Origin of the sequence: Gordonia sp. CPCC 205333 (assembly GCF_048537885.1) — a bacterium.
GTDB lineage: Bacteria > Actinomycetota > Actinomycetes > Mycobacteriales > Mycobacteriaceae > Gordonia.
Genome location: NZ_JBCLVI010000001.1, coordinates 1161121 through 1177814 on the forward strand (window position 1 = coordinate 1161121; position 16694 = coordinate 1177814).

Sequence of the window (16694 nt, forward strand, 5' to 3'; positions counted from 1 at the left end):
TGCCTCAAACTCGTCGCTACTCCACCGCCGCAAGCAACTCGGGACCGTTATTGCTGACCCGATTCACCAGCGATGACACCTCGCGAATGTCGATCGCCTCGGCCAGCGCCAGCGCTGGAGCGTTGTACAGCTGCGCGGGGGCAGGGGTGTCGGGAGTCAGCCACGCGTCCCAATCTTCGAGCGGCATAATCAGCGGCATGCGGTCGTGGATATCGCGCAGCGGGCCAACCGAATCCGTTGTCAGAATGGTGGTGCTCAGCAGGGGCGCTTCGTCGCGGTCGGCGTCTCTCGGGCGCCACACCGACCACAAACCGGCCATGAAGAGTCGAGTGCCGTCGCGAGGATGCATGAAATAGGGCACCTTGGCGGGCTTCGACGATCCGGCAACCTCCACTTTTTTCCACTCGTACCAGCCGTCCATCGGGATCAGACACCGTTTGGATTTCACCGACCCGCGAAACGACGCCTTCTCGCCGACACTCTCCGCGCGCGCGTTGAACAGCGATCCCTTCCCGATCTCCTTGGCCCAGGTCGGCACCAGCCCCCAACGCATGGCGCGAATGCGCAGCGTCGGGTCGTCGTCGGGGTCTTCATGGGAATGCCGGGATACGACGGTCATGATCGTGGTGGTTGGAGCGACGTTGTAGTTGATGAACGGCGGGCGGGGTTCCTTGACCTCAGCCGACGAACCATCCAGCGTCAGCTGTGCTTCTTTCCCGGCATCGAGATCGGCCGGCGGTTCGGGCATCGGAACTTCGTTCACCGCATCGATTTCGGCGGCGAGCTTCGCCGGGTCCGTGGTCACCGCATAACGTCCGCACATAGCTCCATGCTGTCACGTGCCACCGACAGGTCTCATCGTTCAAGGCACCCAAACCCGGACGATTCGGCTGGCTAGACGGCGACGTCGGCGACGATGGCCCCGGTCACCGCGATCAGATCACTCGGCTTGAGCGCGATTTCCAGACCGCGTCGACCAGCACTGCACAGGACCGTTGGCCAGTTCTGCGCCGAAGAGTCGATCACCGTCGGCAGATACGTACGCTGACCGAGAGGTGACACACCACCCAATACGTAGCCGGTTGATCGAGTTACCGCTTTCGGGTCAGCCATGACCGCTTTGGGTGACCCCAACGCCGAAGCGGCCGACTTCAGTGAGAGTTGTTGTGGGACAGGGATAATTGCGACAGCTAACGAGCCGGCAAGGTCGACGACCAACGTCTTGAAGATCTGCGCGGCGACGATACCCAACATCGAGCCGAGGGCATCGACCGCTTCGGCGCCATAGTCGGTCGACCGGGCATCATGCCGATACTTGTGCACCTGATATTCGATGCCGGCTCGCTCCAGTGCGGTGATCGCGGGAGTGGCAGCCATAACTGATTTAGTGTGCCATGCCCGGGTTGGGAACAATCCGCGCCACTGATGGCGTTACTTCACCTGAGCCTGTGATCAGCGAAGGAAAGGCAGTCCATGAGTGTGGCGGCGACGACGCGTGACATGGCGATGTCCGGCGAGGTCTTCGGGTCGGTAAACTTGGCGGATATCGTTTTACCTCCGCGACGAGCATCTGCCGGGCGGAGCACCGCGACCGAAGGGATCGTAGTGACCGAACCCGCAGCCCAAGACGCGCAAGAGCCGCAAGAACACGTCGAAACCGACGATGAGCGGTCGGCACGCTTCGAGCGTGATGCGCTTCCCCTGCTCGATCAGATGTACGGCGCGGCCTTGCGGATGACCCGCAATCCCGCTGACGCCGAAGATCTGGTGCAGGAGACGTACATCAAGGCGTTCTCGGCGTTCAAGTCGTTCCGCGAGGGCACCAACCTGAAGGCGTGGCTGTACCGCATCCTCACCAATACCTACATCAACGGATACCGCAAAAAACAGCGCCAACCCGCGCAGTATCCGACCGATGAGATCACCGACTGGCAACTCGCCGCCAACGCGGAACACACCTCAACGGGGTTGCGTTCGGCCGAGATCGAGGCGCTCGACGCCCTGCCCGACGATGACATCAAAAACGCGCTACAAGAACTACCGGAGGAGTTCCGGATGGCGGTGTACTACGCCGACGTCGAAGGACTCCCTTACAAAGAGATAGCCGAGATCATGGATACACCGATTGGAACCGTCATGTCGCGACTGCATCGCGGTCGACGTCAGCTGCGTGAACTGTTGACCGACGTGGCCGCCGAGCGTGGGTTCAATCGAGCGGGGCGTAAGGCATCGACGACGGGAGCGACGCGATGACCGCGGGTCATGCGGAGCAGCAGGGCTCCGACGCCGACCCGGCGGTAGCCGACGCCGATCCGACGTTCACCCAGATCGATTGCTCGACGGTCATTGCCGATGTGTGGCTGCTCCTGGACAACGAGTGCGATCCCGGCGCTCGCAGTCGCCTGCAGGGGCACCTGGACCGGTGCCCGTCATGCCTGGAGCAATACGGCATCGAAAAGGATCTCAAGGCGCTAATCAGTCGCAAATGCGGCGGCGACCACGCGCCGGAGGGTTTGCGTGACCGACTGACGCTGGAGATTCGCAAGACGGTCATCGTGGCCGAGCAACGGTTCTCCGACGGCGGATAGGCTCCTTCACTCCACCTTAAGTCCCAGATCCGACACCGCGCAGGTGTGGGATCTGGGATTTTTTTGTGGGACTGGCCAGCTCGCGGGCGACGCTCGAGCGCGCGGTCTTCGATGCCGTCCGGACGTCGGAAATGGGCATCGCCGAATAGTCGGATGTGGGGACTTGGCGTCCGAACTCGGCTCAAACCAAAACACCCGGGTTGCCGCGAACATCTCGTTCGCCGGTCACCCGGGTGTAGTTATCTGACTCTTTCGAGTCAGGCGTTTGGCCGCTTGCCGTGGTTGGCTGCGTTCTTCTTACGAGCACGCTTCTTGCGTCCGCGCTTACCCATAACGGATCTCCTTCATGTCAGTGCCGGTCTATTCTTCCACGTTGAGCCCGCTCAGCGAAAAACGCGTCATCGAGCATTGGCGATCTTTACTGGTCAGTAGCGGTGTGGAGTCGTTCCCGACAAGGTGCGTGAGTTAGGTTAGGTGCATGGCAGATCAGAATTCCCCGCAGCCCGAGGATGTCATCGCCGAGATCGTGGCTAGTGTCCTAGAGGTTCGCGCGTCCGCCGGGCAGACGGTCCAGGTTGGCGACACCCTGGTGCTGCTGGAGTCGATGAAAATGGAGATTCCGGTGCTCGCAGAAGACGCGGGCACGCTCGCCGAAGTCAAAGTGAAGGTCGGCGATGTGATCCAGGCCGGGGATGTTATCGCCGTCTACCAGTAGCGTCGCGACCGTCCGTCGCCGGAGACGCGACTGATGTCGACACTCGCCGACCTACTGGCAGCCCACACCGCTCTGACCGACGAAGGTGCGGGGCAATTGCAGAGACTTGTTGCCGAATGGCAACTGCTCGCCGATCTTTCCTTCGCGGACCTGTTGATGTCGGTTCGCACGGTCGGCTCCGACGACGAGCCCTCGCGCGTGCTCACCGTCGCGCAGTGCCGGCCCAATACAGCCTCGACGGTCCTGCCCCGAGACGAGGTCGGTACGGTCCTCGGCGGTGATAGCCCGTCACTCGACGCGGTGTTCGCCGGGTATCGGGCCACCGACACGGTGGCCGATGGAGCCATCACGGTCGGGCGTCAACTGTGGCCGATCGGTTATGGCGGTGAAGTCATCGCGGTCCTGACCCGAGCGGTCGACGCGACTACGCAAAGCCTTCCATCGCCGCTGGAAGCCGCGTACAGCGAGTGTGCTGACGACCTATGTCAGATGGTCAGCGACGGCAGTTTCCCGCTGGCAGAGGACAACCCGACGGGCCTATCGACGCCGCGCGCCGGTGACGGCTTCATCAGACTTGATCCCGATGGCGCGGTCGTCTACGCCAGTCCCAACGCGTTGTCGGCATTTCACCGGATGGGCTACAGCGCCGAATTGTCGGGCACGCTGCTCGCCGAGGTCGTCACGACGCTGCTAACCGACGCCTTCGAGGCCGCCGACGCCGCGCAGATGTTGAAGATGGCGGTCGGCCAACGCCCCGTCGACGCCGACGTCGCGATGCGGATGGAGGTCAACGCCCGCCGTGCGACGGTGCTGATCCGCGCGGTGCCGCTACGCCCTACCTCACTCAGCACCGGCGCGGTAGTGCTGATTCGAGACGTGACCGAGGTTAAACGCCGTGACCTTGCGCTGATCAGTAAGGACGCCACGATCCGGGAAATCCATCATCGGGTCAAGAATAATTTGCAGAGCGTGTCCGCTCTGCTTCGGCTGCAGGCACGACGAACGTCGTATCCGGAAGCTCGCACCGCGCTCACCGAGGCTGACCGCCGGGTGGCGTCGATCGCGCTGGTCCATGAACTGCTGTCAGGCAGTGTTGACGAGGAATTGGACCTCGACGAGGTCGTCGACCGGTTAATGCCGACCCTGCTCGACGCCGCCGGAGGCACTCATACCCAGGTGTATCGCCGTGGCCGCCTGGGTGTGCTGCCCGCTGAATTGGCGATGCCGCTGGTGATGGTGTTATCCGAGCTGATCCAGAATTCAGTCGAGCACGGGATGTCCGAAGGTGCGCACGGTCAGATCACCATCACCGGCAATCGCGATATGCGCAGACTCAAAGTGTCCATCAGCGATGACGGTCACGGTCTGCCGCGTGGTTTCGATGTCTCCACTTCGGAGAACCTGGGGCTACAGATTGTCCGCACACTGGTGGAGATCGATTTGGGCGGCGTACTGGAACTCGGTGCCAGCGATGCGGGCGGCACGACCGCGACGGTGACAGTTCCGGTCCGCTAGGCAACAGATGCGTTGTGGTGCAACATATTTGGCTGGACAACTCGAAAGGACCCGACACGGTGTGTCGGGTCCTTTCGAGGATTGTGCCGTCGGGCTGCGACGGCGAACTTCAGATGCGCCGCTCAGACAATGCTGCGGGCGCGGGTGCGAGCGTTGCGGCGCTTGAGAGCGCGACGCTCATCTTCGCTCATGCCACCCCACACGCCGGCGTCCTGGCCCGAGTCCAGTGCCCACGAGAGGCAATCGGCTGTAACCGGGCAACGGTTGCAGACGAGCTTCGCATCAGCGATCTGAGCGATGGCCGGTCCACTGGTTCCCACTGGGAAGAACAGCTCCGGATCCTCATCGCGACAGATTGCGTTGTGACGCCAGTCCATTCCTTCTCCTTAAGGTGCCTTGGGCACCACTCATCGACTCGTTGTGAGTTCTTTGGCTGTTACCGCTAGTTCACACACGCGCACACCGAATGTTTCCGCGTTGTTGCTTGTGAATACTTTCACGAATTGACGTTAAGTCAATAGGCTTCCGTTAACACGTGGTCAAAGTCACTACACAGGGGGTACCTGAAAACCGCCCCGTACCGTTGTACTACTCTGCGAGCGATCTGACCAGGGTTTTTCGGAAAAACCCCAGGTAGGGGGTTGGATTACAAGCGTGAAGTTCGCCACACTCGGGCGCGAAACCGCAGGTAAATCAGGGTGCGACGATTTGTAGGGCCGCTTTGCGATAGCCGAATCTCACATGCTGATGGGTGCCGATGTAGTCGCCGTCCATCTGCACGTCAAGGGGTTCCGGTGCGGTAAATATCACTTCACCGACATCGTCATTCCGGTACAGATGGCCAGCTTTGGGGTCGACATTGGCGAGCAACCGATATGCCAGCGGAACGTTGCGGGCAAAGCCCATTGAAGTCGAGGCGAAGATGCCAAGCCCGTTGTCGAAGCCGGTATCCGGGTTGGTGCGGATCTCGCGCCCGCCGAGATATGTCCACGGGCTGGCGTTACTGACAAAGCCGAACGCGACGTCGGGCAGATGTACCGCTGGTGCCGATCCGTCCGGCCCCGGGTGCGGATGGACCTCGACGTCGAAGCGTCCTGCATCGGCTCGATGGCGGATGAATGTGGCGACCGTAGTGCGCAGGTAGCGGTTGGGGGTGGCCGCTTTACCCGCGTTGCGTTTACGTTCCATCTCGCGCACGACGATCGCGTCAACGCCCATTCCGCAGTTGAAGATGAACCAGCGGTCCTCGGTGTGACCCAGGTTGACCGCGCGCCTCTTGCCGGCCGCCAGCAATTCGATGAGTTGGCCGGTAGCGCGCAACGGATCGGGTTCAATGCCGACCGCTCGTGCGAAGACGTTTGCGCTGCCACCGGGGATAACGCCGACTGACGGCAAATCGTCGGCCGGGATCACGGCAGGGTTGTCGGGAGCCCCCAGTACGCCGTTGACCACCTCGTTCACCGATCCGTCGCCACCGTGGACGATGATGACGTCGCAACCGTCGGCGCGGGCGCGAGTGGCCAATTCGCCCGCGTGACCGCGGTGCGTTGTCTGCTCAACGATCAGCTCGAACCGGGAGTTGAGAGTGTTGACCAGCGCATCGCGACCCGCGGGAGTCGTCGAGGTCGCGAACGGGTTCACGATCAGCATGGCGCGCACGGCGCCAAGGATATGGGGTTGTGGACCGAACCGCATAATCGCGGCCCGGCGAACGCCCCGTGTGCGGCGGGTGTCGACCGGGCAATACCCTAAGACTTGTGCAGGATGAAGTGCCGCAGGGCCAGTCGACCGACAATCATCAGCCGCCGAAGTCGATTCTGCGAGCGGGTGCGCTCGTTGCGCTCGAGGGAGCTCTCGGCGTCATCGCCGCGATTGTCATGGTGATTCTCGGATTGCGCGGCGACGATCAATCGGTCGCCAACAGTTATGGGACCGCCGCATGGTTCGCCATCATCGGCGGCGGCGTGCTCGGTGGCGGAGTCGCTCTGCTCACGGGGCGGCGGTGGGGCCGGGCCATCGCGGTCGTCGCGCAGATTCTGCTGGTGCCGGTCGCGTACGCGCTGCTCACCGATAGTCATCAGCCCTGGTACGGTGCTCCGCTCATCATCATCGTGGTCGTCACCCTCGTACTCCTGTTCATGCCGTCATCGATGCGGTGGCTGGCAGGCGACTACGGCGACGACGCCGACGGGGAGTGACCGACGCACGGGTTTCACCGAGGTTGGGTGCGACCACCCATCCGGGGGCGTCTGCCCATACGATGTCCGTATGACCCGCACCCGCACGCTTGCCATCGCAAATCAAAAGGGTGGCGTCGCCAAGACCACCACGGTCGAATCGCTCGGCGCCGCACTTGCCGACCTCGATGTGTCGGTCCTCGTGGTCGATCTGGATCCGCAAGGCTGCCTTACCTTTTCGCTTGGTCACGACCCGGATCAGTTGCAGACGTCGGTACACGACGTGTTGCTCGGCGAAGAGGAGATCGGCGACGTCCTGCTCGACACCGAGGATAATGTGACCCTGCTACCGGCCACTATCGACCTGGCCGGCGCGGAAGCGTTGCTGTTGATGCGTCCCGGCCGTGAATACGCGCTCAAGCGGGCGCTGGCCGAGGTGTCCGAGGATTTCGACGTCGTCCTGATCGACTGCCCGCCCTCGCTTGGAGTTTTGACGCTCAATGGGCTGACGGCGGCCGATGAAGTGGTGGTGCCGCTGCAGTGCGAGACGTTGGCGCATCGTGGGGTCGGGCAATTGTTGCGTACCGTCACCGAAATCCAGCAGATCACCAATCCCAACCTTGAAATGCTGGGAGCTGTTGCGACACTTTATGATTCGCGTACGACTCACAGCCGTGACGTGCTATCGGATGTGTCCGACCGCTACGATCTACCGGTGCTCAGTCCGCCGATTCCGCGTACCGTGCGCTTCGCCGAAGCGTCGGCGTCGGGTAGTTCGGTGATGCGCGGGCGCAAGAACAAGGGGGCCGACGCCTATCGTCAGCTCGCGGATAACCTGTGGAAGCATTGGCAATCCGACGCTGAGTTGGAGACCTTCGTCTCGACCACCTAGAGGGTTAGTTGTCTAGCGGCGCCGCGCCGTATGCGTGCACGGTGTCGCCCCACTGCTCGTACAACATAGTGCCCAGCACGCTGGCCAAGACCGCTTCTCCGCGATAGTTATTGCGGGACAATGGAATTCGACGAACTTCGGTTCCATCGATTGATCTGCGCACAGTCAGACCGTCGCGGGTCGGAATGAGTAGCTGGCCACCCATCACCACTCCCGGTCCAATTGTGTTGGGAATCTGGAACAGTGGCCGGATGGTTTGCGAGTCGAGAATCACGGTACCCATTCCGGTCCAGTACGAGGTGAGTCCGCCGCGGGTGGTCGGCACCGAATCGGCAGGTGCGGCGAGCGGTCCGACTACCGAGCTATCGCCGAGTTGCGCGCCGTCCGAGTCGAATTGACGGACCATCGCACCGCGTGGCTCGGGGCTGTTGCCGCCGCCGTCGTAGACCGCGATCCCCGACGTCGACATCGCGATGATTTTAGGCGCGGGCTGCGCTGTGCCGCTGGTGATAATCGCTGACCCGTACTGCGTAACCTTCTCGTCCTTGTCGAGGGTGGTGCCCAGCACGGTGAGCCGGAATCCCGGCTCGTTGTCACAGCGTTCGATGACAGCTAGTCGCGACCCGGCTATCGCCGACGAATGGATCAGGCAGAGTTTGCCTTCGTGTGGTTGGACGTCAGGTTTCACCGGGGAATCGACGCGGCCGTACTCGATGCCGCGAACGAGATTGTTACCCCAGGTCTCCAGCCGGGTCGGGCCTTGCGAAACCATATATCCGGAATCGGTCACCAGCCGGATCGTCGAATCGGCGAGGCTTGATCGCGAGCCTTGTCGACGCCCGGACGCGGCATCGATCGTGGTCACTTCGCCGCAGCCACGGGAATTCTGATAGACACCGACTGCCAAAGCGGTACTGGCACTGCCCCACGCGGAAATAGCGCATAGTCGCAGGTCGCGCTGGTATCGCCACAGGACGCGTCCGGTGGACGGGTCACGCCCGGCAAGGACGCCGTCCTCGCCGGTCAGGACAACCGATTCGGCCGTCTGCGGCACCGATGAGGCCGCCGATCGGGCCGTCCAACGTTCGACGAAACGCTCGGGGGCAACCTCGGGGTCTACGACCAACGGCGCATCCCGGCTCGCGGGCACGCTCTCGGTGTGCCGGGCAGGGCTGAACCACCACACGGTGACGCCGACGGCCGCCAGCACGACGACGATACACAGCGACACCACAATGTCGATCGGGTGCCGGCGTTCCGGTGAGACCAAAGTTGCCCTTTACGAATCCGACTCGCGGCCGGACTAGGTCGCCGACTCGCCGTTCGTAACGCTACCGGAGTCGGCCTGCGTCGAGCCTGCCGTCGACGTCGTGTCGTTCGGACGACGTCGACGCCGGCGGCGCTTTCGCGGTGCGCCGTCGCCCGCCGGAGCTTCGGAGTTGGTGGGTGCGTCGCCCGTAGCTGCCGGCGACGTATCGGTCCCGGTCCCGGCATCGCCAGACCCTTGGCCGCCGCGGGTCCGACGTCGCTGACGATTGCTGCGCTGTTTAGCGCGGTCGGCGTCGCCCTTCTCCCGCTTGACGTCGGGGCGTTTGGTTGGAGCGCCCTCGGAAGCGCGAGGTGCGCCGACCCGGCCGGTCGCGTCGTCCGGGATATTCAACTCGGCGCGCAGATGTTCGGAGCTGGAATAGGTCTCCACTGGATCAGGCACGCCCAGGCCCAGTGCGTTGTTGATCAGTTCCCAGCGATGCAGTTCATCCCAGTCGACGAGGGTGATCGCGGTGCCGGTACGGCCGGCGCGCCCGGTACGTCCAATGCGGTGGACATATGTCTTGTCATCTTCGGGGCACTGATAGTTGATGACGTGGGTGACGTCGTCGATGTCGATGCCGCGTGCGGCGACATCGGTGGCCACGAGCACATTGATAGTTCCATCGCGGAACTTCTTGAGTGCCTTCTCGCGTGCCACCTGACCGAGGTCGCCGTGTACCGCGCCGACGGCGAAACCGCGTTCGGCCAAGTCATCGGCGACTTTCTGGGCCGTGCGCTTGGTGCGGGTGAAGACCATCGTCGCGCCGCGGTCGGTTGCCTGGAGCACGCGGGCGACCAATTCGGCCTTGTCGAGGGCGTGCGCGCGGTAGACATACTGCGTGGTGCGCTCGTGCACGGCCGAATCATTGGCGTGCTCGGCACGAATATGTGTCGGGCGGTGCAGGAATGTCCGGGCCAGGGTCACGATGGGGCCCGGCATGGTGGCCGAGAAAAGCATCGTCTGGCGGGAATCGCCGCGTTCGGGGTTGGCCTCGGGCAATGCGGACATGATGCGCTCGATATCCGGGAGGAAGCCGAGATCGAGCATTTCGTCTGCCTCGTCGAGGACGAGGATCGCGACTTTGCCGAGGATGAGGTGCCCCTGCTGGGCAAGGTCGAGGAGTCGGCCGGGCGTACCGACGACAACGTCAACGCCGGCCGCAAGCTCGGCGATCTGAGACTCATAAGGGCGACCGCCGTAGATGGCGGTGATCTTGAGCGGCCGAACTACGCCGTCGGGCAGTTCGACGGTGAGCTTCTTCGCGGCGACCTCGAGATCGCCGGTCACCTGAAGGCACAGCTCGCGAGTCGGCACGATGACCAGAGCGCGCGGTGTGTTGTCGAGGGGGCGTACACCCGATGGCTTATCCGCCTTTGCGGTCACCAGACGTTGCAGCAAGGGAACGCCAAACCCGAGAGTCTTACCCATGCCAGTGCGGGCCTGACCGATCAAATCGCTACCGCCGATGGCCAGCGGGAGGGTCAGTTCCTGGATCGCGAAGGTGTTCGTCTTGCCGTCGTCGGCCAGTGCCGAGACGATTCGATCGTCGACGCCGAGCTCAGCGAACGTCGGCGCGACATGCTCTTCGTCGACGATGGTGGTTTGGATGTCGTCGCCGGGTGGCGCCGGATTTCCGGTGGTTGTATTCGTCATGTGGGGTGTTGCCTTCCTAGGTGCTCTCGCACGCACATAAAGGCTCCCGGCCAGCAAGTTTCGGTGTGACTCGCGGCGGCATCCCGACGTCGGGGTGCTAGCGAGCAAGCTCAGGTGTGCGCGCACAATATTCGGTATCGTCACGCTCGGCGCGGCCTGCGTCGCATATCGTCTAGAGGCGATCGCGGATGCAGCGCAGCGGCGGTAATCAACACCGCCGACCATTGTAGCTGGTGAGCGTAGGTGCTGCGGTGGGCGGATCGATTCGAACCGCGGCCGCGCCAGTTGGCCGAACGTGCCCGCCAAGCCTCGCCTACCATTTACCACCATGGCGGAGAGTTCACCGGTGAAGTCGGAATTGGACGCGGCAGTCGAGCGCGGGATTACCAAACTGTTCGCGGTACTCCTTGCGGGGGAGTACGCGGCCTATACCCGGTTGATCGCGGAGTCGGCGATGGCACCCGACATCCGGAGCCGGGTAGCGATCGCACGGATGGCCAGCGCTGAGATGGGACATTTCGATCTGCTCGCCGAGCAACTCGAGCAGCGCGGCGGCGATCCGATCAAGGCGATCGGCGACTATGTCGATGTCTTCGACCGCTACCACGGTTCGACGAACCCCAAATCCTGGTACGAAGCGATGGTTAAGGCTTACGTCGGCGACGGACTGGCGGCCGATTTCTACGTCGAACTAGCCCATATGTTGCCGCCCGGCCCGCGCGATATCGTCGAAGGTGTCATGGCGCAGACCGACAATTCGCTTTTCGCCATCGATCAGGTGCGCAATAAGATCGCCGCCGAACCCGATCTTCGCGGACCACTCACGCTCTGGGGTCGTCGACTGCTCGGTGAGGCGATCACACACGCGCAATGGGTGCTTGCCGCCGAGGAAGACGTCACCGACCTGCTTTTTCAGGGCTCCGGTGATCTGCAGGCGGTATCCCGATTCTTCGATTCGATATCGGACCGGCACGCCAAGCGGATGACCGACCTCGGTCTGGCCTGAACGCAGCCTTTCGCTATCAGCGGAGCGCCTAACGCACCGATAGGGTTCTGAACTAACCTGGTGACATGAGCGTCGAAGTCAAAATTGGGATCACCGATAGCCCCCGTGAATTGACCATCCAGTCCGCAGATTCCAGTGACGATGTCTACCAGTCGATCGAGGATGCCCTCGGCGGCAAGCAGGCATTGTTGACCCTGACCGATGAGAAGGGTGCGCGATTTGTGGTACCCGTATCCAAGGTCGCCTACGTCGAGGTAGGTAAATCTGAGGCACGCAAGGTTGGCTTCGGCGCAGCCTGAGCGTCAAACAACTTCACTCACAACAACTTTCGAATCTTCCGCCGGCGATCAGTGATCGTCGGCGGAAGGCGTTTGCGGTGCCTTCACGTCCGCGAAGCCGTGCATTGGGACGCCGGACAGGCCGCCCCAGAGCAGTGCCACGGTGGTGTCGACCGCAGTCTGTTTGTCGATCGGACGTCGGGCTTCGAGCCAGTAACGCGCGTTGACTTGGCTTGCCCCGACCAGGCCGGCGGCCAGCATGCGTGAGCGATAGGGATCGAGTCCCGAATCATGCATAACCAGCCCATAGATGGCATCGACGCATGCTTCGGTCGCGCCTTCGACTCGCCGGATCACCGCCGGATCCATGGCGTCCGAGGAGAAGATCAGGCGATATCCGGAATTATCCTGATCGATGAAGTCGAAGAAGGCCTGTACGGCGGCTTGCACCCGCTGCCGGTTATCTGTGGTGCCCGATAACGCGTTGTTGACGTCGCTGACGAGTTTTTCGGCATGGGAGTCGACGACGGCGATATACATATCCAACTTGGACGGAAAGTGTTGGTAGAGGACAGGTTTGCTGACTCCGGCGTGGATCGCGATCTCATCCATGCCGGCTGAGTGGTATCCGCGTTCGACGAAGATCTCACTCGCAGCGTCCAGCAGTTGCAGGCGGCGGGCGCTCCGCGGTAATCGAGCGCTGGTACGTCCTGCGTGCGAACCGGCTGTGGAAGACATGCGGATCAGATTACTAGGGCGACGTCGGTCGACGCCGGGCGCATAAACCTGAGCCGAGACACGAGGTACCCTCCACAGCATTTACCAACGGTTGTGAGAAGGTTAACCCGTGAGCCGAACTGACGATGGTTCGACCGGACCCGCGCAGAAGTCCGACGACGGCCCTGGCGGGAGCAATCAGCACACCACACGTTCCGGTCGATCCTACGCGCCGACGAGCGGCGCTTCGTCGCGTCCGACCCAAGACGCGGAGCAATCACCGTCCCGGCGTCCGCGCCCCGATCAGCCGCTACGTGCGCGCTGGGATCCCACCGACGACAGTGGTGGTCGCAACCGGTCCGAGCGGGAGACGCAGCGTAAGAAGCAGACCGCTGTAGGCCGCTTCGTCAGCACCTACGGGTGGCGCGCTTACGCCATACCTGTCCTAGTGGTATTGACCATCGTGCTGATCGTGATCACCGTCCAACAGCACCAATCCGACGTTCCCACTTCCGAATCCACGCCGGATCCCGCCGCGCGCAATACCGATGTGACGAAAGAATCCAAACCTATCGGTGCGCCAACCGGCACGATCGCGGAAGCTTCGTTGTCCGCGGGCACCCTGCCACCGGGTGGTCCCTACACGCGCGCGGGCAAGAAGACCTATCACGTCGTGCCGGGGACAACTAAATTGGTCGGCACCGGCGGTCAGGTGTACAGCTACACCGTCGAAGTGGAGAACGGTCTCAACGGTTCAGATTTCGGCGGCGATCGGAGTTTTGGCAAATTCGTCGACGCCACCCTCGCGAACCCGCGTAGCTGGACGGGCGACGGCAAAGTGTCGTTCCGCCGCATCGACTCCGGCGAACCCGATCTGCGGATTTCGCTCAGTTCAACCAATACCACCCGTGAATTGTGCGGCTACCAGATCAAACTGGAGACCTCGTGTTTCTATCCACCGACCAAGCGGGTCACCCTCAATGAGGCCCGTTGGGTGCGCGGGGCGTTGTCGTATGAAGGCGACGATATGGGCTACCGGCAATACCTGGTGAATCACGAGACCGGACACGGGATCGGGTACGAAGCCCATCAGCCGTGTAAAGAGAATGGTGCGCTCGCACCGATCATGATGCAGCAGACATTCGGTACTGCCAACAGTGAGATCGTCGCACTCGACACCGATATCAAGGCGAACGAGGCGCTGGTCTGCCGGCCCAATCCGTGGCCGTTTCCGACCCGCTGACCTCGTCGGAATGAGCGCCGGTCCGTGCGTGTTGAGGTAGATGTTGATTTCGCACAGTTTGGAGGCACGAAGTGTCGTCGCTACCACCCCTGGTCGAACCCGCCGCAGAACTGACTCGTGACGAGGTTTCCCGCTACAGTCGACACCTGATCATCCCGGATGTCGGGATGGACGGGCAGAAACGCCTCAAGAACGCGAAAGTCCTGGTGATCGGCGCGGGCGGACTCGGTTCGCCGTCGCTTCTCTACCTGGCCGCAGCCGGCGTCGGAACCATCGGCATCGTCGACTTCGATGTCGTCGATGAATCCAACCTGCAGCGGCAGGTGATCCACGGTCAATCCGATATCGGTAAGTCGAAGGCGCGCAGTGCGCGCGATTCGATCCAGGAGATCAATCCGCTGGTCAATGTGGTGCTGCACGAGGATCGTCTCGAGCCCGACGGGGCCATCGAGTTATTCAGCGGATACGACCTGATTCTCGACGGCACCGACAACTTCGCGACCCGATACCTGGTCAACGACGCCGCAGTCCTCGCGCATAAGCCGTATGTATGGGGGTCGATTTACCGGTTCGAGGGCCAGGCGTCGGTGTTCTGGGAAGACGCGCCCGACGGTCGGGGACTCAACTACCGCGACCTATACCCACAGGCGCCGCCGCCCGGCATGGTGCCGTCCTGCGCGGAAGGCGGCGTGCTCGGAATCCTGTGCGCCTCAATCGGATCGATTATGGGCACCGAGGCGATCAAACTCATCTGCGGCATCGGCGAACCGCTGCTCGGCCGTCTGATGGTGTACGACGCCCTGGACATGACCTATCGAACGATCAAGATTCGGAAGGATCCGGCTGGCGTCGAGGTGACTGAGCTGATCGACTACGACGATTTCTGCGGGGTGGTGTCAACCGAGGCCGCGGATGCGGCAGTAGGTTCGACGCTGACGGCGGCCGAATTGAAGACCAAGATCGACGCGGGTGATCCGATCGCCCTGATCGACGTTCGCGAGCGCGTCGAATGGGAGATCGTGCACATCGACGGTGCCACCTTGATTCCCAAAGGTGAGTTCGAGTCCGGTGCCGCGTTGGCGCGCGTGCCGCAGGACCGCCAGGCGGTTATCTACTGCAAGACCGGGGTGCGCTCAGCCGAGGTGTTGGCGACTCTCAAGCGAGCGGGCTTCTCCGACGCGGTACACCTGCAGGGTGGCGTGACGGCCTGGGCACATCAGGTGGATCAGTCCTTACCGGTGTACTGAGCGCTCCACCGGGCGGGAGTCCGTTGGCCGGGCTCCAGTTCCCGCCGATCGAGTAGGGCGAGGCGCTAGCCGCGGCCGTATCGAGACCCCGCAACCTCGCCGCCCGACTTCAGCCCGCGTCAAGTCGGTCACAGGGTGCGCAACACATGGCCTGCCTCCCCGGTTATGTCGGCCCCGCTCGGTAATCTCCCAGGTGTGACGAGCGTTGAACCACCCGAGCACGTCTTGCAGACGTTTGGCCTTACCGCACACCCACCCATCGAGATGGGCGACCAGTGGACTGGCGGCTGGCGTGTTGGCGAGGTTGTGCTGTCGATGGTGCCCGACCACGCGCGTGCCGCCTGGTCGGCGACCGTCCGGGAAAACCTGTACGTCGACGGACTGCGTATCGCCCGCCCCTTCCGATCAACCGACGGACGTTATGTGGTGTCGGGGTGGCGCGCGGATACCTATATCGCCGGTGCTCCCGAGCCTCGCCATGACGAGGTCCTACAGGTCGCCGACCGATTGCACGCGGCGATCGCCGAGTTGGAGCGCCCACGCTTTCTTTTGCAGCAGCCGGCGCCGCCGATCACCGACGTTGACGTCTTCACCGCGGCCGACCGCGCTGCCTGGGAAGACGTTCCGCTACGGACTGCCCGCGCCGCGCAGATCGACGAGCCGACGACCGACGATGGCAAAGTCAGCGTCGAGATGTTGAAAACCCTTGCCACACTTCGTAAGAAGGTCGAGACACCGTCACAGGTGGTTCACGGCGACCTCTTCGGTACAGTGCTTTTCGCGGGTGCGGCGGCACCGGGTATCACCGATATCGTGCCTTACTACCGTCCGGCCACGTGGGCGTCGGCGGTAGTCGTCGTGGATTCGCTTGCCTGGGGCGGCGCGGACGAGGCGCTGGTCGATCGCTGGTCGGATCAACCGGAATGGCCGCAGATGATGTTGCGCGCCACAATGTTCCGGCTCGCGGTGCACGCGTTGCACCCGCGTTCGACGACAGGTGCGCTGCCGGGGTTGCGGCGCGTCGTCGAACTTGTGCGGTTGATGGTTTAGTACGCAATCTCCCAGCGGCATTGCCGCAATAGCACGCGACCATCGCGGATGGGAACCCCTTCTGCGCGTAGTGCTTCCAGTTGGCGCGTGGCCAAATGGGGTGCCGGTCGTCCGCTGGCACCGATGACCCGGTGCCAGGGTAGGTCGCCACTGTCGGTGCGCATGATCCAGCCAACGATGCGCGCGTTCGTAAGTCCGGCCGCGTCGGCGAGGTCGCCATAGGTGCTGACCTGCCCGGAGGGGATCGCGGCGACCAATTCTCGGACGCGCTCGACATCGTCTTCAGTTACCGATGCCATTG

20 protein-coding genes are annotated in these 16694 nt (G+C 62.8%); 11 read left to right on the forward strand and 9 right to left on the reverse strand.

Going from position 1 to position 16694, the window contains the following annotated elements; genetic code table 11:
- Window positions 1–16: 16 nt before the first annotated feature.
- Entirely contained in the window at window positions 17–823 is an 807-nt protein-coding gene (locus AAFP29_RS05365; RefSeq protein WP_419216271.1) for an SOS response-associated peptidase, read from the reverse strand.
- Between the two features lie 71 nt (window positions 824–894).
- Window positions 895–1377, reverse strand: coding sequence for an aminoacyl-tRNA deacylase (locus AAFP29_RS05370; protein ID WP_419216272.1), 483 nt, complete (start codon window positions 1375–1377; stop codon window positions 895–897).
- Between the two features lie 96 nt (window positions 1378–1473).
- Between AAFP29_RS05370 and AAFP29_RS05375 the strand changes: the two genes are divergently transcribed.
- Together AAFP29_RS05375 and rsrA are read left to right on the forward strand one after the other, a co-directional pair.
- Window positions 1474–2253, forward strand: coding sequence for a sigma-70 family RNA polymerase sigma factor (locus AAFP29_RS05375; RefSeq protein WP_419216273.1), 780 nt, complete (start codon window positions 1474–1476; stop codon window positions 2251–2253).
- Window positions 2250–2588, forward strand: coding sequence for a mycothiol system anti-sigma-R factor (gene rsrA / locus AAFP29_RS05380; RefSeq protein ID WP_419216274.1), 339 nt, complete (start codon window positions 2250–2252; stop codon window positions 2586–2588). Before AAFP29_RS05375 ends, rsrA begins: the two co-directional genes overlap by 4 nt.
- Window positions 2589–2845: 257 nt before the next feature.
- On the opposite strand, the gene AAFP29_RS05385 is transcribed toward rsrA, so the two are convergent.
- On the reverse strand, window positions 2846–2920 hold the full coding sequence (locus AAFP29_RS05385) for a 50S ribosomal protein bL37 (protein WP_369758845.1): 75 nt from the start codon (window positions 2918–2920) through the stop codon (window positions 2846–2848).
- Window positions 2921–3066: 146 nt separating this feature from the next.
- Here AAFP29_RS05385 and AAFP29_RS05390 point away from each other — a divergent pair, with 146 nt between their 5' ends.
- Both AAFP29_RS05390 and AAFP29_RS05395 read left to right on the forward strand, forming a co-directional pair.
- The gene (locus tag AAFP29_RS05390; protein ID WP_419216275.1) at window positions 3067–3303 is read left to right on the forward strand and encodes a biotin/lipoyl-binding carrier protein; all 237 of its coding nucleotides are present in this window, start codon (window positions 3067–3069) and stop codon (window positions 3301–3303) included.
- Window positions 3304–3336: 33 nt separating this feature from the next.
- Entirely contained in the window at window positions 3337–4818 is a 1482-nt protein-coding gene (locus tag AAFP29_RS05395) for a sensor histidine kinase (protein WP_419216276.1), read from the forward strand.
- A 122-nt stretch (window positions 4819–4940) separates the two neighbouring features.
- On the opposite strand, the gene AAFP29_RS05400 is transcribed toward AAFP29_RS05395, so the two are convergent.
- Window positions 4941–5195, reverse strand: coding sequence for a WhiB family transcriptional regulator (locus AAFP29_RS05400; protein WP_007315962.1), 255 nt, complete (start codon window positions 5193–5195; stop codon window positions 4941–4943).
- A 316-nt stretch (window positions 5196–5511) separates the two neighbouring features.
- Window positions 5512–6468: a diacylglycerol/lipid kinase family protein gene (locus AAFP29_RS05405; protein WP_419216344.1), complete on the reverse strand. Its 957-nt coding sequence runs from the start codon at window positions 6466–6468 to the stop codon at window positions 5512–5514.
- 107 nt (window positions 6469–6575) lie between these two features.
- On the opposite strand from AAFP29_RS05405, the gene AAFP29_RS05410 reads away from it, so the two are divergent.
- Window positions 6576–7016 (forward strand): hypothetical protein, encoded by a 441-nt coding sequence (locus AAFP29_RS05410; RefSeq protein WP_419216277.1) that lies wholly within the window; start codon window positions 6576–6578, stop codon window positions 7014–7016.
- A gap of 70 nt (window positions 7017–7086) precedes the next feature.
- Window positions 7087–7887: a ParA family protein gene (locus AAFP29_RS05415; protein WP_419216278.1), complete on the forward strand. Its 801-nt coding sequence runs from the start codon at window positions 7087–7089 to the stop codon at window positions 7885–7887.
- Between the two features lie 4 nt (window positions 7888–7891).
- Here AAFP29_RS05415 and AAFP29_RS05420 read toward each other — a convergent pair whose 3' ends face one another.
- Window positions 7892–9157 carry a hypothetical protein gene (locus AAFP29_RS05420; protein ID WP_419216280.1) on the reverse strand — a complete coding sequence of 422 codons (1266 nt, stop codon included), beginning with the start codon at window positions 9155–9157 and terminating at the stop codon, window positions 7892–7894.
- Between the two features lie 33 nt (window positions 9158–9190).
- Window positions 9191–10852, reverse strand: a complete 1662-nt coding sequence (locus tag AAFP29_RS05425) for a DEAD/DEAH box helicase (RefSeq protein WP_419216281.1) — start codon at window positions 10850–10852, stop codon at window positions 9191–9193.
- Window positions 10853–11180: 328 nt separating this feature from the next.
- Here AAFP29_RS05425 and AAFP29_RS05430 point away from each other — a divergent pair, with 328 nt between their 5' ends.
- Together AAFP29_RS05430 and AAFP29_RS05435 are read left to right on the forward strand one after the other, a co-directional pair.
- On the forward strand, window positions 11181–11858 hold the full coding sequence (locus AAFP29_RS05430; protein ID WP_419216282.1) for a ferritin-like fold-containing protein: 678 nt from the start codon (window positions 11181–11183) through the stop codon (window positions 11856–11858).
- Between the two features lie 65 nt (window positions 11859–11923).
- Entirely contained in the window at window positions 11924–12157 is a 234-nt protein-coding gene (locus AAFP29_RS05435) for a DUF3107 domain-containing protein (protein WP_419216283.1), read from the forward strand.
- 48 nt (window positions 12158–12205) lie between these two features.
- Here AAFP29_RS05435 and AAFP29_RS05440 read toward each other — a convergent pair whose 3' ends face one another.
- Window positions 12206–12874 carry a TetR/AcrR family transcriptional regulator gene (locus AAFP29_RS05440; RefSeq protein WP_419216284.1) on the reverse strand — a complete coding sequence of 223 codons (669 nt, stop codon included), beginning with the start codon at window positions 12872–12874 and terminating at the stop codon, window positions 12206–12208.
- Between the two features lie 109 nt (window positions 12875–12983).
- Between AAFP29_RS05440 and AAFP29_RS05445 the strand changes: the two genes are divergently transcribed.
- The 3 genes from AAFP29_RS05445 to AAFP29_RS05455 all read left to right on the forward strand — a co-directional run bounded on the left by AAFP29_RS05445 (window position 12984) and on the right by AAFP29_RS05455 (window position 16393).
- Window positions 12984–14096, forward strand: a complete 1113-nt coding sequence (locus AAFP29_RS05445) for a DUF3152 domain-containing protein (RefSeq protein WP_419216285.1) — start codon at window positions 12984–12986, stop codon at window positions 14094–14096.
- A 71-nt stretch (window positions 14097–14167) separates the two neighbouring features.
- Window positions 14168–15343 carry an adenylyltransferase/sulfurtransferase MoeZ gene (moeZ, locus tag AAFP29_RS05450; RefSeq protein WP_419216286.1) on the forward strand — a complete coding sequence of 392 codons (1176 nt, stop codon included), beginning with the start codon at window positions 14168–14170 and terminating at the stop codon, window positions 15341–15343.
- Between the two features lie 195 nt (window positions 15344–15538).
- Window positions 15539–16393: a TIGR02569 family protein gene (locus AAFP29_RS05455; protein ID WP_419216287.1), complete on the forward strand. Its 855-nt coding sequence runs from the start codon at window positions 15539–15541 to the stop codon at window positions 16391–16393.
- Here AAFP29_RS05455 and AAFP29_RS05460 read toward each other — a convergent pair.
- Window positions 16390–16692, reverse strand: coding sequence for an MGMT family protein (locus AAFP29_RS05460; protein ID WP_419216288.1), 303 nt, complete (start codon window positions 16690–16692; stop codon window positions 16390–16392). The two genes, AAFP29_RS05455 and AAFP29_RS05460, sit on opposite strands and share 4 nt — an antisense overlap.
- Window positions 16693–16694: the final 2 nt, after the last annotated feature.